This window comes from Ruegeria sp. CJ3 (genome assembly GCF_056536725.1).
In genome coordinates this window covers 104,242-127,804 of sequence record NZ_JBQFQE010000004.1, presented here as the reverse complement: position 1 = coordinate 127,804, position 23,563 = coordinate 104,242, and the positions used below count along the sequence as shown (strand labels likewise).

The 23,563-nt window shown below is 60.7% G+C and carries 25 protein-coding genes; 14 read left to right on the top strand and 11 right to left on the bottom strand.

Features of this window, described 5'->3' with window-relative positions:
- Positions 1–120: 120 nt before the first annotated feature.
- On the top strand, positions 121–954 hold the full coding sequence (locus tag ACR0J1_RS08955) for a lytic transglycosylase domain-containing protein (protein WP_480732600.1): 834 nt from the start codon (positions 121–123) through the stop codon (positions 952–954).
- A 47-nt stretch (positions 955–1,001) separates the two neighbouring features.
- Here ACR0J1_RS08955 and ACR0J1_RS08950 read toward each other — a convergent pair whose 3' ends face one another.
- The 5 genes from ACR0J1_RS08950 to tldD all read right to left on the bottom strand — a co-directional run bounded on the left by ACR0J1_RS08950 (position 1,002) and on the right by tldD (position 7,992).
- Positions 1,002–1,628: a CoA transferase subunit B gene (locus ACR0J1_RS08950; protein WP_480528437.1), complete on the bottom strand. Its 627-nt coding sequence runs from the start codon at positions 1,626–1,628 to the stop codon at positions 1,002–1,004.
- Complete coding sequence (locus tag ACR0J1_RS08945) at positions 1,628–2,332, bottom strand: CoA transferase subunit A (RefSeq protein WP_480528438.1); 705 nt, start codon at positions 2,330–2,332, stop codon at positions 1,628–1,630. Before ACR0J1_RS08945 ends, ACR0J1_RS08950 begins: the two co-directional genes overlap by 1 nt.
- A gap of 92 nt (positions 2,333–2,424) precedes the next feature.
- Positions 2,425–5,043 (bottom strand): type I DNA topoisomerase, encoded by a 2,619-nt coding sequence (topA, locus tag ACR0J1_RS08940; protein WP_480732603.1) that lies wholly within the window; start codon positions 5,041–5,043, stop codon positions 2,425–2,427.
- Between the two features lie 173 nt (positions 5,044–5,216).
- A complete protein-coding gene (gene dprA / locus ACR0J1_RS08935) occupies positions 5,217–6,341 on the bottom strand; it encodes a DNA-processing protein DprA (protein WP_480732604.1) in 1,125 nt (374 codons plus the stop codon).
- A 229-nt stretch (positions 6,342–6,570) separates the two neighbouring features.
- Positions 6,571–7,992 carry a metalloprotease TldD gene (gene tldD, locus ACR0J1_RS08930; protein WP_480732606.1) on the bottom strand — a complete coding sequence of 474 codons (1,422 nt, stop codon included), beginning with the start codon at positions 7,990–7,992 and terminating at the stop codon, positions 6,571–6,573.
- A gap of 176 nt (positions 7,993–8,168) precedes the next feature.
- Here tldD and coxB point away from each other — a divergent pair, with 176 nt between their 5' ends.
- From coxB to ACR0J1_RS08875, 11 genes are all read left to right on the top strand, one after another.
- The gene (coxB, locus tag ACR0J1_RS08925) at positions 8,169–9,080 is read left to right on the top strand and encodes a cytochrome c oxidase subunit II (protein WP_480732607.1); all 912 of its coding nucleotides are present in this window, start codon (positions 8,169–8,171) and stop codon (positions 9,078–9,080) included.
- 74 nt (positions 9,081–9,154) lie between these two features.
- On the top strand, positions 9,155–10,111 hold the full coding sequence (gene cyoE, locus ACR0J1_RS08920) for a heme o synthase (protein ID WP_480732609.1): 957 nt from the start codon (positions 9,155–9,157) through the stop codon (positions 10,109–10,111).
- A complete protein-coding gene (locus ACR0J1_RS08915; protein ID WP_162896804.1) occupies positions 10,108–10,269 on the top strand; it encodes a hypothetical protein in 162 nt (53 codons plus the stop codon). The genes cyoE and ACR0J1_RS08915 overlap by 4 nt, the downstream gene beginning before the upstream one ends.
- The gene (locus ACR0J1_RS08910) at positions 10,269–10,844 is read left to right on the top strand and encodes a cytochrome c oxidase assembly protein (RefSeq protein WP_480528444.1); all 576 of its coding nucleotides are present in this window, start codon (positions 10,269–10,271) and stop codon (positions 10,842–10,844) included. The genes ACR0J1_RS08915 and ACR0J1_RS08910 overlap by 1 nt, the downstream gene beginning before the upstream one ends.
- 22 nt (positions 10,845–10,866) lie before the next feature.
- Complete coding sequence (locus ACR0J1_RS08905) at positions 10,867–11,682, top strand: cytochrome c oxidase subunit 3 (protein WP_480732610.1); 816 nt, start codon at positions 10,867–10,869, stop codon at positions 11,680–11,682.
- A gap of 166 nt (positions 11,683–11,848) precedes the next feature.
- Positions 11,849–12,526, top strand: coding sequence for an SURF1 family protein (locus tag ACR0J1_RS08900; protein ID WP_480732612.1), 678 nt, complete (start codon positions 11,849–11,851; stop codon positions 12,524–12,526).
- Entirely contained in the window at positions 12,523–13,908 is a 1,386-nt protein-coding gene (gene thrC / locus ACR0J1_RS08895) for a threonine synthase (protein ID WP_480732613.1), read from the top strand. The genes ACR0J1_RS08900 and thrC overlap by 4 nt, the downstream gene beginning before the upstream one ends.
- The gene (locus ACR0J1_RS08890) at positions 13,905–15,167 is read left to right on the top strand and encodes a M16 family metallopeptidase (protein ID WP_480732615.1); all 1,263 of its coding nucleotides are present in this window, start codon (positions 13,905–13,907) and stop codon (positions 15,165–15,167) included. The genes thrC and ACR0J1_RS08890 overlap by 4 nt, the downstream gene beginning before the upstream one ends.
- Positions 15,167–15,751, top strand: coding sequence for a GNAT family N-acetyltransferase (locus ACR0J1_RS08885; protein ID WP_480732737.1), 585 nt, complete (start codon positions 15,167–15,169; stop codon positions 15,749–15,751). Before ACR0J1_RS08890 ends, ACR0J1_RS08885 begins: the two co-directional genes overlap by 1 nt.
- 148 nt (positions 15,752–15,899) lie before the next feature.
- On the top strand, positions 15,900–16,718 hold the full coding sequence (locus tag ACR0J1_RS08880; protein WP_480732617.1) for an MBL fold metallo-hydrolase: 819 nt from the start codon (positions 15,900–15,902) through the stop codon (positions 16,716–16,718).
- 38 nt (positions 16,719–16,756) lie between these two features.
- The gene (locus ACR0J1_RS08875) at positions 16,757–18,172 is read left to right on the top strand and encodes an FAD-binding oxidoreductase (RefSeq protein ID WP_480732618.1); all 1,416 of its coding nucleotides are present in this window, start codon (positions 16,757–16,759) and stop codon (positions 18,170–18,172) included.
- Between the two features lie 31 nt (positions 18,173–18,203).
- On the opposite strand, the gene ACR0J1_RS08870 is transcribed toward ACR0J1_RS08875, so the two are convergent.
- From ACR0J1_RS08870 to ACR0J1_RS08860, 3 genes are all read right to left on the bottom strand, one after another.
- On the bottom strand, positions 18,204–18,686 hold the full coding sequence (locus tag ACR0J1_RS08870) for a fasciclin domain-containing protein (protein WP_480732619.1): 483 nt from the start codon (positions 18,684–18,686) through the stop codon (positions 18,204–18,206).
- Positions 18,687–18,856: 170 nt separating this feature from the next.
- The gene (locus ACR0J1_RS08865) at positions 18,857–19,396 is read right to left on the bottom strand and encodes an adenine phosphoribosyltransferase (protein WP_480528452.1); all 540 of its coding nucleotides are present in this window, start codon (positions 19,394–19,396) and stop codon (positions 18,857–18,859) included.
- Between the two features lie 81 nt (positions 19,397–19,477).
- Positions 19,478–19,609 (bottom strand): hypothetical protein, encoded by a 132-nt coding sequence (locus ACR0J1_RS08860; RefSeq protein ID WP_480528453.1) that lies wholly within the window; start codon positions 19,607–19,609, stop codon positions 19,478–19,480.
- Between the two features lie 107 nt (positions 19,610–19,716).
- On the opposite strand from ACR0J1_RS08860, the gene ACR0J1_RS08855 reads away from it, so the two are divergent.
- Complete coding sequence (locus tag ACR0J1_RS08855; RefSeq protein ID WP_480732621.1) at positions 19,717–19,890, top strand: hypothetical protein; 174 nt, start codon at positions 19,717–19,719, stop codon at positions 19,888–19,890.
- Positions 19,891–19,892: 2 nt separating this feature from the next.
- On the opposite strand, the gene ACR0J1_RS08850 is transcribed toward ACR0J1_RS08855, so the two are convergent.
- Complete coding sequence (locus ACR0J1_RS08850; protein ID WP_480732622.1) at positions 19,893–20,522, bottom strand: LysE family translocator; 630 nt, start codon at positions 20,520–20,522, stop codon at positions 19,893–19,895.
- A 52-nt stretch (positions 20,523–20,574) separates the two neighbouring features.
- Complete coding sequence (locus ACR0J1_RS08845) at positions 20,575–21,585, bottom strand: DUF418 domain-containing protein (RefSeq protein ID WP_480732623.1); 1,011 nt, start codon at positions 21,583–21,585, stop codon at positions 20,575–20,577.
- Between the two features lie 204 nt (positions 21,586–21,789).
- On the opposite strand from ACR0J1_RS08845, the gene ACR0J1_RS08840 reads away from it, so the two are divergent.
- Complete coding sequence (locus ACR0J1_RS08840) at positions 21,790–22,641, top strand: alpha/beta hydrolase (RefSeq protein ID WP_480732625.1); 852 nt, start codon at positions 21,790–21,792, stop codon at positions 22,639–22,641.
- 2 nt (positions 22,642–22,643) lie between these two features.
- Here the strand turns inward: ACR0J1_RS08840 and ACR0J1_RS08835 are convergent, their stop codons facing one another.
- Complete coding sequence (locus ACR0J1_RS08835; RefSeq protein ID WP_480732627.1) at positions 22,644–23,516, bottom strand: S-methyl-5'-thioadenosine phosphorylase; 873 nt, start codon at positions 23,514–23,516, stop codon at positions 22,644–22,646.
- Positions 23,517–23,563: the final 47 nt, after the last annotated feature.

Below are 23,563 nucleotides of genomic sequence, written 5' to 3'. Positions count from 1 at the left end.
AATTGCCCCATTTCGCTTTGTTTTTCTGGTGTTGGCAGCGGTTATCGGGTTCAAACTACTGAAAAAGAGAAAAATCGAGGCAGGCAAATGTATCTCCGGAACGCACTTATATGCGCCGGTATGGCGGCATGGCTTACTGGTGGGGCGCTTCCGGTATCCGCGGGCGATCCCGAACCGCGTGGAGTCTATAAGCGTATCAAGGCTCCTAAACCCGGAACGCGCGCGCGGGTGACGATCCAGATCACGCCCGAGCAGCATGCGGCGTCGCCTTCGGCCCCCAGTACCGGTGCCGAACTGATCGTGCCTGACATCATTGCGCGCGCGAAGGTTCCGCCGTCGATCCCGCCAAAGATCGCGGGTACGGAAAAACCGGTCGGGTCCTACAAAGCATTCTGGAGCCGGGTGTCGCCCGAATTGGCGCAGGCCAGCGCGGGCCGGTTGCGAGAGGCCATACAGGCCCTGTCGGTGACCAACGTCGCTGCGCCGCGCCTGCAGACCATTCAGGATATCGCCGATCAGCGCGGCGTCGACATTCTGCGCGCGACAGTTGGAACCAATGTGTCTCCCGCTCTGGTTTTGGCGGTGATCTCGGTGGAATCGGCAGGACGGTCGGAGGCGGTCAGTTCAGCCGGGGCGCAGGGACTGATGCAACTGATGCCAGCCACGGCAGCGCGTTTCGGGGTCAAGGATAGCTTCAAACCCGAACAGAACATCGAGGGCGGCGTGAAATACCTGCACTGGTTGATGGAAGAGTTCGGTGAGGACCCGATTCTTGTGCTGGCCGGATATAATGCAGGCGAAGGGGCGGTGCGCAAACACAGCGGCGTGCCCCCATATGCCGAGACCCGGGACTATGTGCCCAAGGTGCTGGCCGCTTTTCAGGTGGCGCGCGCGCTGTGCACCAACCCGCCCGAGTTCATCTCGGACGCTTGCGTCTTTCAGACCGTAAACTGAAAAAGGCCCGCGTCCTGCGCGGGCCTTTCAAAGTCGTAGGGCACAGGTCAGTTGACCAGAGTAGCCTCGGTCGCGGCGCGAATCTCGTCCTCGGTGACGCCTTCGGCCAGTTCGACGATCTTCAGGCCACCCTCGACCACGTCCAGCACGCCAAGATTGGTGATAATGCGGTTCACCACTTGCTTACCGGTCAGCGGTAGGGTGCATTTCTTCAGCAGCTTGGATTTGCCGTGCTTGTTGGTGTGATCCATCACCACGATCACGCGGCCCACACCCGCAACCAGATCCATCGCACCGCCCATGCCCTTGACCAGAACGCCGGGGATCATCCAGTTGGCCAGATCGCCCTCTTCGTCGACCTCCATCGCGCCCAGCACAGCGGCGGCGATCTTGCCGCCCCGGATCATGGCAAAGGACGTCGCGCTGTCGAAATACGAGGTGCGGGGCAGTTCGGTGATCGTCTGCTTGCCGGCATTGATCAGGTCAGGGTCCTCTTCACCCTCGAAAGGGAAGGGGCCCATACCCAGCATTCCATTCTCGGACTGCAGGGTGATGTCCTTGTCGCCCACATAGTTCGCCACCAGCGTCGGGATGCCGATGCCGAGGTTCACATACATGCCGTCTTCCAGCTCTTGCGCCGCGCGCGCGGCCATCTGATTACGATCCCAGGGCATTATGCGTCCTCCTTCTTGCGGGTGGTGCGCTGTTCGATGCGCTTTTCGTGGCTGCCTTGAATCAGGCGATGCACGTAGATGCCGGGCAGATGGATGCTGTCGGGGTCCAGTGAACCGCGGGGCACGATCTCTTCAACCTCGGCGATGCAGAGCTTGCCGCAGGTGGCCGCCGGAGCATTGAAGTTGCGCGCGGTCTTGCGGAAGATCAGGTTGCCAGTGTCATCGGCCTTCCACGCCTTGACGATGGCGAGATCGGCGAAAATGCCTTCTTCCATGATATGGGTCTCGCCGTTGAAATCCTTGTGCTCTTTGCCTTCGGCGATCACGGTGCCGACTCCGGTCTTGGTATAGAAGCCCGGGATGCCCGCACCACCGGCCCGCATCCGTTCGGCCAGCGTGCCTTGCGGGGTGAATTCCAGCTCAAGCTCGCCGCTCAGGTACTGGCGCATGAATTCCGCGTTCTCGCCGACATATGAGCTGATCATCTTCTTGACCTGTTTGGTCTGCAGCAGGATGCCGATACCGAAATCATCCACACCCGCGTTGTTCGACGCAAAGGTCAGGTCCTGCACACCCGATTCCCGGATCGCCTCGAGCAGCAGTTCAGGGATGCCGCACAGGCCGAACCCGCCTGCGGCGATCAACATGCCATCCGACAGCACGCCATCCAGCGCTTCGGTGGCATTGGCATAGACTTTTTTCATGGAAAACTCCCCCAATGACATGGTGTTGGGCCGATTTGTGCCGCCACGTCACGGGGAAGTCAATGAAACCAGAGGGTCAGTGGTATTTCTACCTAACTGGCCGCTTTCTTGGTGGTCTTCTTCGCGGCGGCCTTCTTTTTGGGGGCCGCTTTTCGTTTTGTGCCCTTCTTGGCCGCCTTCTCGTTGGCCAGCTCGACCGCCATTTCCAGCGTCACGTCCTCGGGCTTGATGTCCTTGGGCAGAGTCGCGTTGACCTTCTCCCATTTCACATAAGGTCCATACCGCCCGTCCAGAACCTGCATCGCCCCGCCATCAGGGTGTTCGCCCAGCTCTTTCAGCGGTTTCGCGGCTGCCCGCCGCCCGCGACCGGGGTTGGCGCGTTTTTCGGCCAGCAGTTCCACGGCACGGTTCATACCGATTTCGAACACATCGTTGGGGTCTTTGAGGTTGGCGTAGACCGGCTTGGCCTCGTCGGCCAGCTGATGCATCAGATAAGGACCAAAGCGCCCGAAATTCGAGGTGATCATGCCGCCCTCGGGGTGTTCACCGATCTGGCGGGGCAGGGACAAGAGCGTCAGCGCCTTCTCCAAATCCATGTCATCCTTGCTCCAGCCACGGGGCAGCGAGGCGCGGGGGGGCTTCTTGTTCTCGGGCGTGGGCTCGCCACGCTGCACATAAGGCCCGAACCGGCCGGATTTCAGCCAGATCTCATCTCCGGCATCCTCACCCAGCAACCGTTCGTCGCCCTCGGCGCCTTCACCTGCGATGGGGCGGGTATAGGTGCATTCGGGATAGTTGCCGCACCCGACAAACCCGCCCGTGCGCGAGGTTTTCAGGTGCAGTTGCCCGACACCGCATTTCGGACAGACACGCGGATCAGACCCATCCTCGCGCGGCGGGTAAAGCTGCGGAGCCAGCGCTTCGTCCAACTTGTCCAGCACTTCCGAGATGCGCAGTTGGGATGTCTCGCCAATCGCAGCCGAGAAATCGCGCCAGAACTTGCCCAGCAGGTCCTTATAGTCGCGCTCGCCCGCGCTGACATCGTCCAGCTCTTCTTCCAGATTGGCGGTGAACTCATAGCCCACATACTGACGGAAAAAGTTCAGCAGAAAGATCGTGACGATCCGTCCCTTCTCCTCGGGGATCAGCCGGTTCTTGTCCTTGCGCACATACTCGCGGTCCTGAATCGTGGTCACGATGCTTGCATAAGTCGAGGGGCGCCCGATCCCCAACTCCTCCATCCGCTTGACCAATGTGGCCTCAGTATAGCGCGGCGGGGGCTGGGTGTGGTGCTGCAAGGCCAGAACGGCTTCGTTGTCGGACAGGACCGCCGCCTTTTCTTCGGCCTTCGCGAATTGATCCTTGAGGGATGTCTTGGCAAACCGCGCCGGGTCGCCCTGCGTGATCTGCGGCAGGCGCTTTTCATCGTCATCAGAGACGTCGTCGCGACCTTCTTCGTAAACGCGCATGAACCCGTCAAACATCACCACCTGTCCGGTGGCACGCAATCCGACCTGACCGTCGTCGCTGCCGATCTCGACCGTCGTGCGCTCCAACCGCGCGGCGGCCATCTGGCACGCGATGGTGCGTTTCCAGATCAGATCATACAGCTTGCGCTGATCTTCATCCGTTACCTTCAGCGCCTTGGCATCGCGCGTCATATCCGTCGGGCGGATACATTCGTGAGCTTCCTGTGCGTTCTTGGCCTTGTTCTTATAGATACGCGGGCTGTCCGGTACGTATTCGGCACCATAGCGGTCGGTGATTGCATCGCGGGTCGCGGCCACGGCCTCGGGGGCCATGTCGATGCCGTCGGTCCGCATATAAGTAATGTATCCGGCCTCATACAGACGCTGCGCCACCTGCATCGCGTGGCGCGCGCCCATGCCGAACTTGCGGCTGGCCTCTTGCTGCAGGGTCGAGGTCATGAACGGGGCAGAGGGGTTGCGCGCCGCGGGTTTGGCCTCGACCGACGTCACGCTCAGCGCGCGGCTGGTGATCGCCTGTACCGCCAATTCCGCCTGCGTAGCGTCTTTGAGGTCGTGCTTGTCCAGCTTCTTGCCAGCATAAGTAACAAGGCGGGCCTCATAGGTTTGCCCGCGTGGAGTTTCGAACAACGCCCGGACCGACCAGTATTCGACCGGTTTGAATGCCTCGATCTCCATCTCGCGCTCAACGATCAGACGCAGGCAGACCGATTGCACCCGGCCAGCGGATTTCGCACCCGGAAGCTTGCGCCACAAAACCGGCGACAGGTTGAACCCCACAAGATAGTCCAGCGCCCGGCGGGCCAGATAGGCCTCGACCAGCGGCATGTCGACCTGACGCGGGTTCTGCATCGCCTCGGTCACGGCGTCTTTTGTAATGGCGTTGAAGGTTACACGACTAACCGGTGTGTCCTTCTTGATCGAACGCCGCTTGGTCAGTGCCTCCTGCAAGTGCCAGCTGATCGCCTCACCCTCGCGATCGGGGTCAGTGGCGAGGATCAGGGCGTTGTCTTCTTTCAGCGCATCGGCGATGGCTTTGACATGCTTGCGGCTGTCATTGCCGACCTCCCATTTCATTGCGAATTCGTCGTCGGTATCGACCGATCCGTCCTTGGGCGGCAGGTCCCGCACATGGCCGTATGAGGCCAGAACGGTGTAGTCGGGGCCGAGATACTTATTGATTGTTTTTGCTTTGGCCGGAGATTCTACAACAACTACGGGCATTTAAGGGGAAACCTCGCTCGACGATATGGGCGCCTTCTATGGTGGTGCAAAATGTGTGGGGCAAGGCGGGATTGTCAATGCGTTCCTTTTGCAGCCGGAAAAGTGGCGTGTTTCCAGCACGCTATCCGATGCTGTGCGGCATTCCGCACGTTGCCGCGGCCACCACGAGGCCATCAGCCAGCCAGTGACAAAAGCCCGCCTGGTTGACGCTGGATTCGGCCGTCGAGTTCCAGATCGACCAATGCCGGGCCGAGATCTCCAGCCGAGGCCGCGATATCGCGCAGCAACTGATCTTCGGCGATGGGCGAGGGGCCAAGCCGCGCCAAAATCTGAGCCTGCAGCGCCGCGGTAGGGACGGAGGCTGAGGGGCGCGGTGGTTCGGCGTGGTCGCGGAACAGGTCTTCCTGCGTGGGCAGGGCCTCGATCACGTCCTCTGCCGAACGCACCAGCGTGGCCCCGTCGCGAATCAACAGATTGCATCCGGCAGCACGTGCGTCGAAGGGGTGGCCGGGCACGGCCAGAACCTCTCGGCCCTGGTCCAGCGCATCGCGCGCGGTGATCAGGCTGCCGGATTTGGCTGCCGCTTCGACCACCACAACCGCCTGCGCAAGGCCCGAGATAATCCGATTGCGTCGCGGAAAATGCCGGGCCTGGGGTGTGATGCCCATCGGTTGCTCGGACAGGCGCAGACCTTTCGAGGCGATCTGCCGCGCAAGATCCGTATTCTCGGCGGGGTAAATCACGTCCACGCCGCCCGCCATCACAGCAATGGTGCCGGTGTCGAGTGCCGCAAGATGGGCTGATGTATCAATGCCCCGGGCCAGCCCCGAGACGATAATGTGTCCGTGTTTCCCCAGATCGGTGGCCAGCCCGCGCGCCATTCGCGCCCCGAGGGACGAGCAGTTTCGCGCACCGACCATGGCGATCACAGGTTTCTGCAAGATCGAGACATCGCCAATCGCCCATATCAGAGGCGGTGCGTCTGATAGGTCATTCAGGGCTTTGGGAAAATCGGCGGCCCCAAGGCACAAAAGGCGCGCATTGGCGGCTTTTGCGGCCTTGAGTTCCGCCTCAATCACGCCGGGGGGGCAGATTTCATAGCCTTCTATCCCGGCAGTACGTGCCATTTCGGGCAGCGCGGCCAGCGCATTCTGCGCCGAGCCATGTTCGCGTAGCAGCCGGCGAAACGTCGCCGGGCCTACCTTGCGCGAGCGCAACAGACGGAGCCAGGAAAACCGGTCCTCTTCCGTGGTGGGTGGGAGTGGGGGGTGATTGGAAGAAAGCTGCTCTTCGGTCATCCGATGCTCCGCCTGATTGCAGAACTGGTTTACGGGGTTTGGAGTTAACAGCTTGTAAATCGAAGAAAATTAGATGCGATTCATTCGGGTTTCGCCTTTGAGGGATTTCTTATGTCTTTGAGATAGTGGAGAAAATTCGTACGAATTTTCTTGGCGCGGATCGCGATGGTCGCGTCTTTAAGGGGCGCACGGCGTTAACCTTGCGCCCCGGCCTTTTACTGATTCTACCTCAGGCCGCCGAGCCGCCCACGGTCAGCCCGTCCATCAGAACGGTCGGTTGCCCGACGCCGACCGGGACCCACTGGCCATCCTTGCCGCAGGTGCCCATCCCTGGGTCCAGCGCCATGTCATTGCCCAGACCACGGATGCGCCTTAGCGCCGATGGCCCGTCTCCGATCAGGGTGGCCCCTTTGACCGGCGCGCCGATCTTGCCGTTTTTGACGCGGTAGGCCTCGGTGCAGGAGAAGACGAACTTGCCGTTGGTGATGTCGACCTGACCGCCGCCGAAGCCAACGGCCCAGATTCCATCCTTGATATCAGCGACTAGAGCCGCCGGGTCCGCGTCACCGCCCAGCATAATTGTATTGGTCATGCGCGGCATCGGTTTATGCGCATAACTCTGACGCCGCCCGTTACCGGTGGGCGCAACGCCCATCAGACGCGCGTTCTGACGGTCCTGCATATATCCTGTCAGGATGCCGTCTTCGATCAGCACCGTCCGCGAACTGGGCGTGCCTTCGTCATCCACAGTGATCGAGCCGCGGCGATCCGCAATCGTTCCGTCATCCACTACGGTCACGCCCTTTGACGCAATCTGCTGCCCCATCAGACCAGCAAAGGCCGAACTACCTTTGCGGTTGAAGTCGCCTTCAAGCCCGTGACCGATGGCTTCATGCAGCAGGATGCCGGGCCAGCCGGGGCCGAGCGCGACCTCCATCACACCTGCAGGGGCGGGCACCGCGTCCAGATTGACCAGGGCGATACGCAGCGCCTCGCGCGCTTTCTCCTGCCAATCGGTCGGATCAATCAGCCCGTCCAGCCCGACGCGACCGCCCCCTCCGGCTGAGCCGCTTTCGCGCCGTCCGTTCTGTTCCACGATGACCGAGACATTCAGGCGGGTCATCGGACGCACGTCGCGCACCAAAACGCCGTCGGGGCGCAGAATCTCGACCTCTTGCACGGCGGCGGCGATGGTGGCGCTGACTTGCACAACCCGTGGGTCCAGATCGCGGGCAAAAGCGTCGATGGCGCGCAGGGTTTCGATCTTGACCGGGAAATCGGCGGATTCGATGGGGTCTTCGTCGCTGTACAGGCGAATATTCGTGGGACGAGGGGCCGCGGACAGAGTGCCGCCGCCGTCGCCCACCGCAAGGCGCGCCGTCTCAGCCGCACGCTTCAACGCCGGGATCGACACATCGGTCGAATGTGCGTACCCGGCCACTTCTCCCTGCACCGCGCGTAGACCAAACCCCTCGGACGCGTCATAAGATGCTGTGCGCAAACGGCCATCATCAAAGACCAGAGACTCGGATTTTCGGCGCTCGACAAACAGCTCTCCGTCCTCGGCCCCGGCAGTGGCCGATTGCAGAACCGCAAGCGCCTCATCCTGCGGAAGAGTGCTTTCAAAGGGGCGAAACGGGGCCTGAGTCATCACTAGCGACCTTTCGGGTTTGATCCAGATCAAAAATAGCGTCTGTTTGACGCAAGCATTTTGCTTTATCTACCCGCAGGAATATGGTTTTTAACGCGGCTAAAGACAACGGGTGAGGTGCGACCGATTCACACCTTTTCGCCAGGGACGCAAAGATCAAACGATCAGGACAGAATATGAAGAATGCTTTGATGCTTTCGGGGCTTGTGACAGCCCTCTCCAGCCTTCCCGCCATGGCTCAGGAGCTTGAGATTATTGGTAAGCCGGTCGATGGCGGTATAGGCTTTCAGCCCGCCGCCACCAGTCTGGCCGAAGGAATCCAGTCGCTGGACAGCATGATTCTGGTGATCATCACAGCGATCTGCGTATTCGTCGCGGGCCTGCTGGTCTATTGCATCGTGCGCTACAACCAGCGCGTCAACCCGACGCCTGCGCGGTTCTCGCATTACACCCCGGTTGAAATTGCGTGGACCCTTGGCCCGATCCTGATTCTGGTCTTCATCGGTGCATTCTCATTGCCGGTGCTGTTCAAGCAGCAGGAAATTCCCGAAGGGGACGTGGTCATCAAGGTTGTGGGCAACCAGTGGTACTGGACCTATGAATATGTCGATCACGATTTCGCCTTCGACAGCTATCTTCTGGGCCACCCGGCCACTCTGGACGAGGGCGCGCGCCCGGCAGACGCAGACGTAACCCCGTTTGTTCTGGACGATGCGATGCGCGCCAAGCTGGCGGATGCGGGCTATGGCGAAGACGAGTGGCTATTGGCCACCGACACCGCCGTTGTCGTGCCCGTGGGCAAGGTTATCGTTATGCAGGTCACCGCTTCGGACGTGATCCATTCCTGGACCATCCCGTCCTTCGGTGTGAAGCAGGACGGTGTCCCGGGCCGCTTGGCGGAACTGTGGTTCCAGGCGGACAAGGAAGGCATCTATTTCGGCCAGTGCTCGGAGCTGTGCGGCAAGGACCACGCCTATATGCCGATCACCGTTAAAGTGGTCAGCGAAGCGGCGTATGAGGAATGGCTGCAGGGTGCCTTGGAAGAGTATGCGGGTCAGCCTGTCGCGTATCAGGTGGCCTCGAACTAAGCCCTTTGCGGCCTAGCTAAACACATGCGGGCTGCGCGGGTTTCGCGCAGCTTTTGCCCCGAAAAGGACCGGACATGAGCGACGCAAGCTTCAATGCCAGCACCGTCACCGCGCAGCCCCGCGCGGACGAGGCCAGCTTTGGCGATTATTTCGCCCTGCTGAAGCCGCGCGTGATGTCGCTGGTGGTGTTTACCGCTTTGGTCGGTCTGCTGGCCGCGCCGGTTCCCGTGCATCCGTTTGTGGGCTTCTGCGCCATCCTGTTCATAGCCATTGGCGGTGGCGCATCAGGCGCTTTGAATATGTGGTGGGACGCGGATATCGACCGGGTGATGAAGCGCACCAAGGGCCGCCCCATCCCCTCGGGCAAGGTCGAAGAGGGCGAGGCGCTGGCGCTGGGTCTGGCTCTGTCCGGCCTGTCGGTGATCATGCTGGGGCTCGCGACCAACTGGTTTGCAGGCGCGTTTCTGGGCTTCACCATTTTCTTCTATGTCGTTGTTTACACGATGTGGCTGAAACGCTCGACACCGCAGAACATTGTGATCGGCGGTGCCGCAGGAGCTTTCCCGCCCGTGATCGGTTGGGTTGCGGCAACGGGTTCGATGACGCTGGAGCCGTGGCTGATGTTCGCCCTGACCTTCATGTGGACCCCGCCGCATTTCTGGGCGCTGGCGCTGTTCATGCGGTCAGATTATGACGACGCAGGCGTGCCGATGCTGACCGTCACCCATGGCCGTCCGGCAACACGCTGGCATATTCTGATCTATACGGCCCTGCTGGCTATTCTGGCGGTGGGCACGGCGTTTTCCGGAATTGGCGGCCCGATTTATCTGGTGGTTGCACTGGTGCTGAACGCGCTGTTCTTGCGGGGGGCGTGGGCGATCTCGCGCCGGACCGAGGATGATGCCGAGGCAGACAATTTCAAAGTCGAGCGCGGCTTTTTTAAGCTGTCGCTTCTCTATCTCTTCCTGCATTTCGGCGCGATTCTGGCTGAGGCGTTGCTGAAGCCCTATGGGTTGGGAGGCTGGTCATGAGCCTGCGTAAAAGCCACGAGCTGCATCAGCGCCGGTTCAGCCGCAATCTGGGCGTGGGCCTGACGCTGGCGGCGTTCATTGTGATCATTTTTGGTCTGACCATCGTCAAGGTGTCAGGCACCGATTTCAACATGGCCACGCAAGAGGTGCAGAACTGATGGCGTTGTCGGGCCCGCAGAAAACGGTTGCGCAGACCGTGGGTGTGGTTGTCCTGATGGGCAGCCTCGCCTGGGCGGCGGTGCCGTTTTACGACTGGTTCTGCCGAGTCACCGGATTTGGCGGCACCACCGGCGTGGCCGAAGCCGCGCCCGAAGATGTGCTGGATCGCGTTGTGACCGTGCGCTTCGATGCCTCGAAGGCCAAAGGCATGGCCTGGGAATTCAAACCGGTCGAACGTGAGATGCAGGTGCGCATCGGCGAAACCGGGCTGGCCTTTTATGAGGCCTATAACCCGACCGACCGACCCATTGCGGGGCAGGCATCCTACAATGTGACGCCCTATTCCGCCGGTGGGTATTTTGAGAAAATCGCCTGTTTCTGCTTTGAAGAGCAGGTTTTGCAACCGGGTGAGCGGGTCGAGATGCCCGTCAGCTTTTTCGTCGACCCCGAAATGGTCGAGGATCTGGAAGCCAAGTATGTGCATACGATCACTCTGTCGTATACATTCTACGAAATCGACCTGCCCGAGGGCTATGCCGCCCTTGACGTGCAGGCTGAGACAAACAAGAACTAACGCCTGTAGGTGAGGGACGCTGATGGCACACGCTAAAGACCATGACTACCACATTCTGAACCCCTCGATCTGGCCGCTGATTGGCGCCGTCAGTGGGTTTGTGATGCTGTTCGGAGCCGTCCTGTGGATGCACGGCATCACCGCCTGGATCTTCTGGATGGGGCTGGTGGGTGTTCTCTACACCATGTTTGCCTGGTGGTCCGAGGTGGTGGTCGAAAGCCGTCAGGGCGACCACACGCCGGTGGTTCGCATCGGGTTGCGCTATGGCTTCATCCTGTTCGTGATGTCCGAGGTGATGTTCTTCTTTGCCTGGTTCTGGTCGTTCTTCAAACATCGCATGTACCCGATGTACGACTATGCTGGCACCGAATACATCCAGCCGGATATCCATGCGGTTGACCCGTTCCACCTGCCGTTGATCAACACGCTGGTCCTGCTGCTGTCAGGCTGCGCGATCACATGGGCCCACCACGCGCTGGTGCACAACAACGACCGCAAAGCGCTGGTGCAGGGACTGGCCATCGGGATCGCCCTGGGCATTGCGTTTACCGCGCTGCAGGCTTTTGAATACTATGAGTTGCTGGCCCATGAAGGCTGGGAATTTGGTGGCGACCAGTTCTATTCGAATTTCTTCATGGCGACCGGTTTCCACGGCGCGCATGTGATTATCGGTACAATCTTCCTGACGGTCTGCTTGATCCGGGCGCTGAAAGGGGATTTCACGCCCGAGAAACACGTCGGGTTTGAAGCGGCCGCCTGGTACTGGCACTTCGTGGACGTTGTCTGGCTGTTCCTGTTCTTCGCCGTCTACATTTGGGGTCAGGCTCCGCTATTCTGATCGGCCTCAGATGATCCAATTGCAAAAGCCGCCCCTTGGGGCGGCTTTTTCTCTATCCGGGGCGCAAGATTGCGCCCCATACAATTGCGTGGTTGCATTCCAGTACGTGCCGCCCTTAACAAGACGCCGTTGAAACGCCCCCGAAGCAACCAGACATGGTCCCGTCATGCGCCGCATCCTGTTTCCGCTGATATTTGGTATTGCCGGTCTGGCAATCCTGCTGTCGCTGGGGATGTGGCAGGTTCAGCGACTGGCATGGAAGCTGGGCGTTCTGTCCGATATCGAAAGTCGGATTTCCGCCGATCCTGCGGCTCTGCCGGATCAGGTCGCGGCTGGCACTGACAGATACCTTCCAGTCACGGTTTCGGGCGAGATGGAACCGGGAGAAATCCACGTTCTGGTCTCGGTCAAGCAGGTCGGTGCGGGGTATCGGATCATCCAGTCTTTCAGCACTGAGGGTCGGACCATTCTGGTGGATCGGGGCTTTGTTCCGGTCACCGCGAAAGACGCTATTCGCCTGACCGGGCCGATGGAGGTGACCGGCAACCTGCACTGGCCCGATGAGATCGACAGTTACACGCCCGAACCCGATATTGATGCCAATATCTGGTTCGCCCGCGATGTGCCCAATCTGGCCGCAGCTTTGGGGGCCGAGCCCATTCTGCTGATCGCCCGATCTGAAACCGATCCGGGCATGACGCCTCTGCCGGTGGATACCGCGGGTATCCCGAACGATCATCTGCAATACGCAATCACATGGTTTGGTCTGGCCTTGGTCTGGGCCGCGATGACCGCATATTTCCTGTGGCGCAGCCGCGCCCCGTCTGAGAGTGAAGCAACATGAAGTACATCTCGACCCGCGGGCAAGCGCCCGAACTGACATTTGAAGAAGCGATGCTGACCGGACTGGCCCGTGATGGCGGCCTGTACCTGCCTGCTGAAATTCCGGTGATGAGCCATGACGACATCGCCGCTTTGGTCGGTCTGCCCTATGAAGAAATCGCATTCCGTGTCATGTGGCCTTATGTCAGCGGTTCGTTCTCGGAAGATGAGTTCAAAGACATCATAGCGCGTGCCTATGAAGGCTTTGGGCACGACGCCCGCGCGCCTTTGAAGCAACTGAACGAGAACCATTTCCTGCTGGAGCTGTTCCACGGGCCAACGCTGGCCTTCAAGGACTTCGCCATGCAGTTGATCGGTCAGCTGTTCCAGGTGGCCCTGAAGCGCCGCAATGACCGTGTGACCATCGTGGGCGCGACCAGCGGAGATACCGGCTCGGCCGCGATTGAGGCGTTTCGCGGGCTGGACGCAGTGGATGTGTTCATCCTGTTCCCGCATGGCCGCGTGTCCGAGGTACAGCGCCGTCAGATGACGACGCCTGCGGACAGTAACGTGCATGCGCTGGCCGTGGATGGCGATTTTGATGATTGTCAGGCCGCGCTAAAGGATATGTTCAACGATTTCGACTTCCGCGACGGGGTGAAACTGGCCGGGGTGAACTCGATCAACTTTGCGCGGGTTCTGGCTCAGATCGTTTATTACTTCTCGGCTGCCGTCAGCCTCGGCGCACCGCATTGCAAGGTCAGCTTTACTGTGCCCACCGGCAATTTCGGGGACATCTTCGCGGGCTATCTGGCTAAGCGCATGGGGTTGCCGATTGACCGTCTGGTGGTGGCGACCAACCAGAACGACATTCTGCACCGCTGCCTGTCGGGTGAGGGGTATTTCAAGGGCGATACCATCCCCTCGATCAGCCCGTCGATGGACATTCAGGTCAGCTCGAACTTTGAACGCGCGCTCTATTATGCCTATGGAGAGGATGGCAGTGCCGTGGCGCAGTTGATGGATGAGCTCAAAAACGGTGGCTTCAACGTCAGTCAAGGTGCGATGGAGGCCCTGCGCGAAAGCTTCGACTCGGGCCGCGTGTCCGAGGATGAGACGCTGGAGACGATCAAGCACACGCTGGCCCATAGCGCCGAACTGGTCTGTCCGCATACGGCCATCGGGATCAAGGTCGCGGAAGAACATCGCTCAGACGTTCCGATGGTCACACTGGCCACCGCGCACCCGGCGAAATTCCCGGCGGCGGTCGAGAAGGCCAGCGGGGAACATCCGCCTCTTCCATCCCGCATGTCTGATCTGTATGAACGTCCCGAACGGGTGACCCGCATTGCCAACGATCTGGGTGCCCTTGAGGATCATATCAGAAGGCATATCGCTGAGTGACAGTCAGACAAGACCAGCTGAAGAACGGATTTCGTATCGTCAGTGAACATATGCCGGGGCTGCAATCGGCGGCCATCGGTATCTGGGTGACCGCCGGTGCGCGGAACGAGCGGATCGAGCAGAACGGTATCGCGCATTTCCTTGAGCATATGGCCTTCAAGGGAACCGAGCGCCGTTCGGCTTTGCAAATCGCCGAGGCAATCGAGGATGTGGGTGGGTACATAAACGCCTATACCTCGCGCGAGGTGACGGCCTATTACGCGCGCGTTCTGAAGGACGACGTGGCGCTGGCGATGGATGTGATCGGGGACATCGTTCTGAACCCAATCTTCGACCCGCGTGAGATTGAGGTCGAGCGCGGCGTGATCCTGCAGGAAATCGGTCAGGCCTATGACACGCCCGACGATGTGATCTTCGATTGGCTGCAAGAGCAGAGCTATCACGACCAACCCTTGGGTCGGACCATTCTGGGGCCAACCGAGCGGGTCAGCGCGTTTTCGCGCGAAGACCTGTCGGGCTTTGTCTCCGAGCATTACGGGCCCGAGCAGATGATCCTGTCGGCCGCAGGCGCGGTGGATCATGATGCGCTGATGAAAATGGCCGAAGAGATGTTTGGCCATCTGCAACCGCGCAAGGGATTGATCCCCGAGACCGCGCGCTTCACCGGTGGCGAGGCGCGGCAGGAGAAAGAGCTGGAACAAGCGCATTTCGCACTGGCGCTGGAAAGCCCCGGCTATCGCGATGATGCGATTTATACGGCGCAGATTTACTCGACAGCGCTGGGCGGCGGCATGTCCTCGCGCCTGTTTCAGGAAGTGCGTGAGACTCGCGGGCTGTGCTACACGATATTCGCGCAGACCGGTGCTTATGCCGATACCGGCACGACCACGATCTACGCTGGAACGTCTGCCGATCAGGTGGGTGAACTGGCGACGATCACCATCGACGAGATGAAGCGCGCTGCAGAGGACATGAGCCCAGAAGAGGTTGCCCGCGCCCGGGCCCAGATGAAGGCAGGGATGCTGATGGGGCTGGAAAGCCCCTCGAACCGGGCCGAACGTCTGGCGCGGCTGGTGCAGATTTGGGGACGTGTGCCCTCGCTTGAAGACACGGTGGCAAAGATTGATGCGGTCAGCACCGAGGATGTACGCGCTTTTGCCGAAACTATGGCGGTTCAGACCCCTGCGGCGCTGGCGCTTTATGGTCCCGTCTCGGGCGCGCCATCGCTGGAGGAGTTGCAGGCGAGGCGTGCGGCGTGATGTTGCTGGGCCGACGCAAGCTGAAACTCGAAACTGAGCGGCTGAGCCTGCGCCCGCCCGTGCATTCCGATTTCAACGACTGGACCGCGCTGCGGCGGGCGTCCAAGGACTATCTTGTTCCATGGGAGCCGATCTGGGCCAAGGACCATCTGAGCCGCAAGTCGTTTACCAACCGTGTCTACTGGGCACAGCGTTCTGTGGCCAGCGGGACCGCGATCCCACTGTTCTTGTTTCGGCGCAGCGATGATGTGCTGCTGGGGGCGATCACGCTGGACAACGTGCGCCGTGGCCCGGCGCAGGCGGGGACGCTGGGATACTGGACCGGGCAGAGCTTTGCGCGACAGGGTTTCATGCGCGAGGCGATCGGAGCGGTGGTACATTATGCCTTCACCCGGCTGGATCTAAGCCGGATCGAGGCCGCTTGTTTGCCGGAAAACGAACCGTCGCGCGGGTTGTTGGAAAGTTCGGGGTTCAAATACGAAGGCGTGGCGCAGTCGTATTTGCAGATCAACGGGCGGTGGCGGACGCATGTTCTATATGCGTCCTTGCGGTCGGACCGGCGGGGCAAGACCGACGCGGGATAGGGGGCTCTGCCCCCGTCGCGGCAGGCCGCGACTCCCCCGGGATATTTTTGGCCAGATGAAGCAGGGGATCTGTCGCACAAAGGTGGGGCGGTTTTGTGCGTCTCATCAAAGAGCATGACTTGGCGGCATTCTGCGCTAGAATTGAGTCATGCGGTGGAGTGTTGTTGGGCTGATGATGATTGCAGGCGGGGCCGTGGCGCAGGAGCGGCGGCCGAGCCATTGCATTGCCATCGCGGATGCGGCACCCGGGATTGAGTATCTGCACAAGGCGGCCTGGCAGGATCCGGTGCCGGAGTTTTCGGTGCGGATCAGCTATGTTGCCCATGCCTCGTTTCTGATCCAAACGCAGGGCGGATTGAATGCGGTCACAGATTTTACCGGGTTCATTGGCGGCGCTGACCTGATCCCCGATGTGGTGACCATGAACCATGCGCATGACACCCATTGGACGGCCTATCCTGATCCAGCCATTCCGCATGTGCTGCCGGGGTGGGGAGAGTTCGGACAGGGGATCGATCACTACCTCGATTTGGGTGAGCTGCTGGTGCGCAATGTTTCGACTGACATCCGGTCGGTTTATGGCGGGGTCGAGGAGCGCGGCAATTCGATCTTTGTGTTTGAGGTCGAAGGCCTGTGCATCGGCCATCTGGGCCATCTGCATCATATCCCCTCGGATGAGCAATTTGCCGCGCTGGGGCGGCTCGATGTGGTGATGGCTGCGGTCGATGGCGGCACGACGATGCCTTTGCCCGAGATGATTGAGGTGCTGAAGCGGTTGAAAAGCTCGGTCATTATTCCGATGCACTGGTTCTCAAGCTTTTCGCTGGAGCGGTTTCTGATGGATATCCGCGACACCTTCCCGGTCGAACGTGATGGGGTGTCTGAGATTGTCGTCTCGTTGCGGACTCTGCCGGACCGGCCCACGGTGGTGGTGCTGGAGCCTCAATATCTGATCGATCTGGAATAGGGCTTGTCGCAGCGTATCGCCTTTGGCAGGGATGGGGCATGGAACTGAACCCTGCAGATGACAGCTTTGCCAGCCTGATCCGCGAGGCGCTGGGCGATGACGTGGTGCGCCCGCTTGAGGATCGTTACCTTGAGGAGCCGCGTCGGCGGTTTGTCGGCTCAGGCGGGGTGCTGGCGGTACCGCGTTCGGCCAAGGAGGTCTCAGCACTGCTGCGTTGCGCAGCTGAGGCGCGGGTTCCTGTGGTGCCCTACGGAGGTGGGACCGGGCTGGTCGGCGGGCAGGTCATGGCCGACGGCCCTGCGCCGCTGATCATCTCGCTGGAGCGGATGACCGCGATCCGTGCCATTTACCCGACCGAGAACATCCTGATCGCCGAGGGGGGCGCGATTTTGGCCGACATACAGGCCGCCGCCGATCACGCCGGTCGCTTGTTTCCGCTGTCTTTGGCCGCGCAGGGGTCTTGTCGGATCGGCGGCAATCTGGCGACCAATGCGGGCGGGGTGAATGTGCTGCGCTACGGCAATGCGCGCGATCTGTGTCTGGGGCTTGAGGCGGTGCTGCCCGATGGTCAAATCTGGCATGGGCTGAGCCGGTTGCGGAAGGACAACACCGGGTATGATCTGCGCAACCTGCTGATCGGCTCCGAGGGGACGCTGGGTATCATAACTGCTGCCGCATTGAAGCTGTTCCCGCAACCCAAGGCGGTTGGAACGGCGGTGTTTCAGGTGGCTTCGCCCGAGGCCGCGATTGATCTGCTGTCGCTGGCGCGTGATCAGGTGGGTGAGGCCGTCAGCACCTTCGAGTTGATTCACCGGCAGGGACTGCAATTCCTGACCGAAGTTCTGCCGACCGTCCGACAACCCTTTGCCGCGCAGTCCGAGTGGTCTGTCCTGATCGAACTGGGCCTGTCGGAAGGGCAGGACTCTTCGTATATCCTTGAGACGATCTATGTGGCGGCAGAGGCGCGCGGTTTGGTCAGCGATGCGGTGATCGCCCAGAGCGAGGCGCAGCGGGCTGCGCTGTGGGCCGTGCGGGAAAATATCCCCGAGGCGAACCGGCTGATCGGGTCGGTATCCAGCCACGATATCTCGGTTCCGATCTCGGATATCCCGGCGTTTATTCGGCAGGGGAAGGATATCGTGGCGGGGCTGGGGCCATTCCGGGTGAATTGTTTTGGCCATCTGGGCGACGGCAATCTGCACTACAACGTCTTTCCGCCCAAGGGGCATGACCGGGCGGAATATGTGGGGCAGAGGGCCGGGATTAAGCGAGCCGTGCATGATCTGGTGCATGAATTCGGAGGGTCCGTCAGCGCCGAACATGGCGTCGGGCGGCTCAAGACCGAAGACTTGGAACGGTACGGTGATCCAGTGCGGTTAGAGGCGATGCGGGCCATCAAGGCGGCTCTTGATCCCGACGGCATCATGAACCCGGGCGCTGTGCTTCCGGGTTGAACGCGGCCCGATGCCGGGCCGCGCCTGTGGCTTACGACGCAGGCAGGATAACTTTGTCGATCACATGGATGACGCCGTTTTCGGCCTCGATATCAGCCTGCACGACATTGGCGTCATTCACCATCACACCGTTGTCGAGATCAATTGTGATATCTCCACCCTGAACGGTGGCGGCGGTCATGTCATCCGACAGGTCGCCCGACATCACCTTACCCGGTACCACGTGATAGGTCAGGATGGCGACCAACTGATCCTTGTTCTCGGGTTTCAGCAGGTTTTCGACCGTGCCTTCGGGCAAGGCGGCAAAGGCTTCGTCGGTGGGGGCAAAGACGGTGAAGGGGCCTTCGCCTTTCAGCGTATCGACCAGTTCAGCGGCCTGAACGGCGGCGACAAGCGTTTCAAAGCTGCCCGCGCCGACTGCAGTATCGACGATATCCTTGGCGTGGCCGTCTGCCATGGCAGAGGTGGTCAAAAGAATACTGGCTACTCCGGCAACAGCGAATTTGCGCAACATGGTATGGTTCCCTGATTGAGAATGCCCTAGGTGGCATCAAACGGGATACGCAGGCTGCTCGCTAAAAGATCACCGGATATGAATGTCATCAGATGTTGAAACGCGGATCATCTGCGCTAAGCCTGCGGCTTGTCCGATTTCCACTCACAAGTTTGTGATATCTGTGACTCTCAGAGTCCCTCAAATTCGCACAGCACGTGCACATCCATGTCCATCTCTTCCAGAATCTTGCGCCCGCCCAGTTCGGGCAGATCGATGATGAACGCGCACGAGATGATCTCACCCCCCAGTCGTTCGATCAGCTTGATCCCGGCTGCGGCGGTGCCGCCGGTGGCCAGAAGATCGTCCACGACCAGAATTTTCTCACCCGGCTGGATGGCATCATCGTGGATTTCCACGATCGCCTCGCCGTATTCCAGCTTATAGTCCTGACTGATCGTGGTGCCGGGCAGTTTGCCCTTTTTTCGGATCGGCACAAAACCCACGCTCAGCTGATGCGCAATCGCCCCGCCCAGAATAAAGCCGCGCGCCTCAAGACCCACGACCTTGTCGATACGCTCACCGGCATAGGGGTGCAGCATCTGGTCGATTGCCATGCGGAACCCGCGGGGATCGGCGAACAGGGTGGTGACATCGCGGAACATGATCCCCTCGTGCGGGAAATCGACGATGGTCCGAATGTAATCCTTGACCGTTTTATTTCTGGACATGATCCACCCCTTTGGCATCAAACACGCCGGGGTGTTTGGCCCATCAGGGTCGGTCATGCAAGAAATGTTTGGCCGCTGCGACTACTTGCGGCGGCTGATGGCGTTGGGCAGCCCGTAGTAGCGGTAAAGCGCGTTCGGCAACCACGAAAGATGCGGTTTGCGCCAATTGCGTTGATCCCGAAGAAGAAATGCCTGCGCGACGTGAAGGTTCATTGCGTTGATCTCACTTTTGTTGTTATGTGTTTGATATCTACATCTTCTATACTTTGTATATACATTGCATCGCTTTGTGAATCAAGGTCTGAACGGGGTCAGGGCGCGTGGCGAAGAAAGACGGGAAGAAATCCACAAAGAAAAACAGTCAGTTGGTTCTGCGGCTCGACAAGGATGAGCGGGATGCCTTTGTCGAGCTGTGCAAGGAACTAGACACATCTGCTGCACGGGAAATCCGCCGGTTCATCCGAGGGTTCATGAAGGAAAACGCCGAAGACTAAGCTCAGGCCGGGCGCCGCAGGACCGCCGTGGCGACGCCCATGCCAATCAGCGTCAACCCTCCGAACTGGGTCATGGCGGTGATCACACCCGTGCGTCCGATCATCTGACGCAGACGGTCCGCCAGCAGCGCATAGGCCAGCGCGTTCAATCCGGCGAGGCCGACGAACGTGGCGATCAGGATGGCGAATTGCGGGCCCAGAGGGTCAGCGGGGCGCAGAAATTGCGGCACGAAGGCGATGAAGAAGGCGATGGATTTCGGGTTCAGTGCGGTGACCGCTGCGGCATGGCCAAAGACGCTGCGCGCCGTCACGTCGCGCCCGGTTTCAACCGTCTGCAAACCGCCCGAGGGCGCACTGCGCAGCAGCTTGATGCCCAGCCAGACCAGATAGGCCGCGCCCACCCATTTCAGCACCGCAAACAGCGTGGCTGAGGCCAGTACCAACGCCCCCAACCCCAACAGCGATGCGGTCATCGCCACCAGATCGCCCAAAGCCACCCCGGTGGCCGAGGCAACGGCGACGCTGCGCCCTTTCGACAGCGCATAGCTGAGCACCAGCAGTACGGTCGGGCCGGGGATCAGCAGCAGAGCGGTCGATGCGGCGACAAAGGCCAGCCAGAGATCAAGCGACATGGGTCATCCTATCGGAGCGTTTCCCACACCAAGCCCGGCGTTGCCGGTCAGGTCAAGCCCGCTCGGTCACGTGCCGCATCAGCGCCTCAAGCGGGCCGCGCTTGAATTTGCGGAACCAAAGCAGTGCGAACGCCGAGGACAGCGCGCAGAACAGCACCGCATAGCCCACGATTTGCGGTGCGCTCAGCGATCCGTCCAGCATCCCGAGCTCCTCAAGCAGCCCCATCCCGATCAGGATATGCGCCATGTAAAGCGTCAGGCTCTGCCGCCCCGGCGCGGTCAGAAACCGTGCGATGCGGATACGTTCGATCGCGGGCCAGAGCTTCAGCAGCAGCCCGATCACCACGCAGGCCGAACCCGTGCCTGCGAGTATATAGAACGGGCCGGGCGGGATGGATTCGGTTCCCAGATAGGCGACCAGATCGGGGTCCGACACCAGCATCTGCGGAAACAGCGCCAGCACCGCCGCGCCAAAGCCCCACATGATCAAGCGGTGCTGAATGCAGATCGTATGCAGTTCACACCGTCCAATCGCCATTCCGATCAGCAGGAATGCGGCCCAGGGCAACACCGGGTGCCAGCCGTTAAACAGCGCGTTGCGTAGAAAGCCGGGCAGGGTCCAGAGGTCGGTATAGGTTAGTGCCTGCCAATCCCAGCCCCGATCATAGTCAAAGACCAGATTGGCAATAACTGCCAGCGCCACGATCCCCAACGCCCCCAGCCACAGCCCGCGCGGAGCGACGGTCAGAAACGCGGACCCGACCACGAAATACAGCGCGTAGAAATGCAGGATGTCAGCGTCGAACACCGTCATGTTGATCAGGCCGATCACAAACAGGAACTCCGCCCGACGCAGCAGCAGCCCGGCCTCGATGCGCGACAACCCGATGCCGATCCCGGCCAGCACCACGAACAAAGCTGCTGCGCGCCCTTCCAGTGCGTCAATCAGTGTCGATGCCCAATCCGACCCCGGTGCGACCTCAGCCGCGATGCGAAAATTCACCAGCACCATGCCGCAAAAGGCCAGAAATCGGGCGGCATCCAGTGCATCGAGTCGTTTCATCATCCCTCACAGACCGCTAAGTGCTTGCCTTTTCTTCATTAATCAGCGTCAGCATGGCAAGGGCCGGGGCCATTTCAAGCAACACAAACGCAAAAGCCCGGCACATTGGCTTTGCGGCAACAGGTTAAAGATTGGATGAAGCCTCGCCCCGGCATCTTGAAACCCGCGCCCACCTGCCCAACCTCAGACCCAAAGGAGAGGCCGATGGTGCAGATACAACACGCAAACCCAAGCGCGACCCATCGCGGTATCGAGCGCGCAAAAGCCGTGTTGCTGGGTCTCGTACTGGTGGGGGCGGTGCTCTATGCGGGCATCCTCGGCTATATGTATTTCAATCAGCAATCGCTGCTTTACAAACCCGACGGCGAATTGCCCGATCCGGCCAGCGTGGGTCTGGCGGATGTCGACGCCCTGTCGCTGCCGATGGCCGACGGCACCGTCCTGACGGTTTGGAGCGCGCCCGCGGCTACCGCAGATGCGCCCACGGTGCTGTTTTTCCACGGTCAAAGCGGCAATCTGGGCGACCGCGCCGACCGGATGCGCGAAATCCTCAACTCAGGCTACGGTCTGCTTGCGCCCAGCTATCGCGGGTTTCCGGGCAGCGAGGGCGAACCCTCGGAACTGGCGCTGATTTCTGATGGCGTTCAGTTGTTCGACAAGCTGGATGGAGAGGGCAAAGACGTGGTCCTGCACGGTCAGAGCCTCGGCACCGGTATCGCCGCCGCCGTTGCCGCAGAGCGCCCCAGCGCCGAGCTGCTGGTGCTTGAGGCTCCCTTCACCGCCACCGTCGATGTGGCGGCCGAGCGCTATCCGTTTCTGCCGGTCGCAGCCCTGATGAAAGACCAGTTCGCCACCCGCGATCTGATCGAACGCATCACCGTGCCCACGCTGATCTTCCACGGAACCGAGGATGAAACCATCCCGCTACACCACGGCACGGCGCTGGCTGAACTGTCCGACACGGCGCAGCTACGCGTCATCCCTGACGGCACCCATAACGACCTCTGGTCCTATGGGCTGTGGGACGACGTGCATCAGCAGCTACAGCAGAACTAAGCTCAGAGTATCCGCCCGGCCACCGCATCCAGCTTGGCCAACACCGCCGGATCGCGCTTTTCGGGGGCGGTCAGGATGGCGTATTCCAGCGCCCGGTCACAGCCATGCGGGCAGGGCGCGCGGTCAGCGCCTAGCAGGGCGGGCAGGCCCTTAACCAGCGCCCGGCCTTTTTCCGCATTGCCGGTCAGGGTGGCGATGATCGCGGTTACGTCGACCTCGCCATGATCCGGGTGCCAACTGTCATAGTCGGTCACCATGGCGATGGAGGCATAGCAAAGCTCGGCCTCGCGGGCGAGCTTCGCCTCGGGCATGTTGGTCATGCCGATCACGTCGCAGCCCCAGTGTTCGCGGTACATCTTGGATTCCGCCAACGAGGAAAACTGCGGCCCCTCCATCGCCAGATAAGTGCCGCCGCGATGCACGGTGATGCCCGCCGCCTTGCCCGCGGTCTCGCAGGCATCCGACAGGCGCGGACAGGTGGGATGCGCCACACTGACATGGGCCACGCAGCCGGTGCCAAAGAAACTTTTCTCGCGCGCAAAGGTCCGGTCGATGAACTGATCCACGATCACGAAATCACCCGGCGCCATGTGCTCGCGAAACGATCCGCAGGCCGAGACCGAGATTACATCCGTCGCCCCCAACCGCTTCAGCGCGTCGATATTGGCGCGATAGGGTACTTCGGTCGGCGAATGCACATGGCCGCGCCCGTGGCGGGGCAAAAAGGCCATCTCGACCCCGCCCAGCGATCCGGTCAGGATTTGATCCGACGGATCACCCCAGGGCGTTTCCACAGTAACCCATTCGGCATTTTCCAGACCATCGATGTCATAAATGCCCGATCCTCCGATGACGGCGATTTTTGTTTGGGTCACGTTGGTTCTCCGCTGAAAAAAACTGCTGTCCGAGTTCTGCGGGTCAC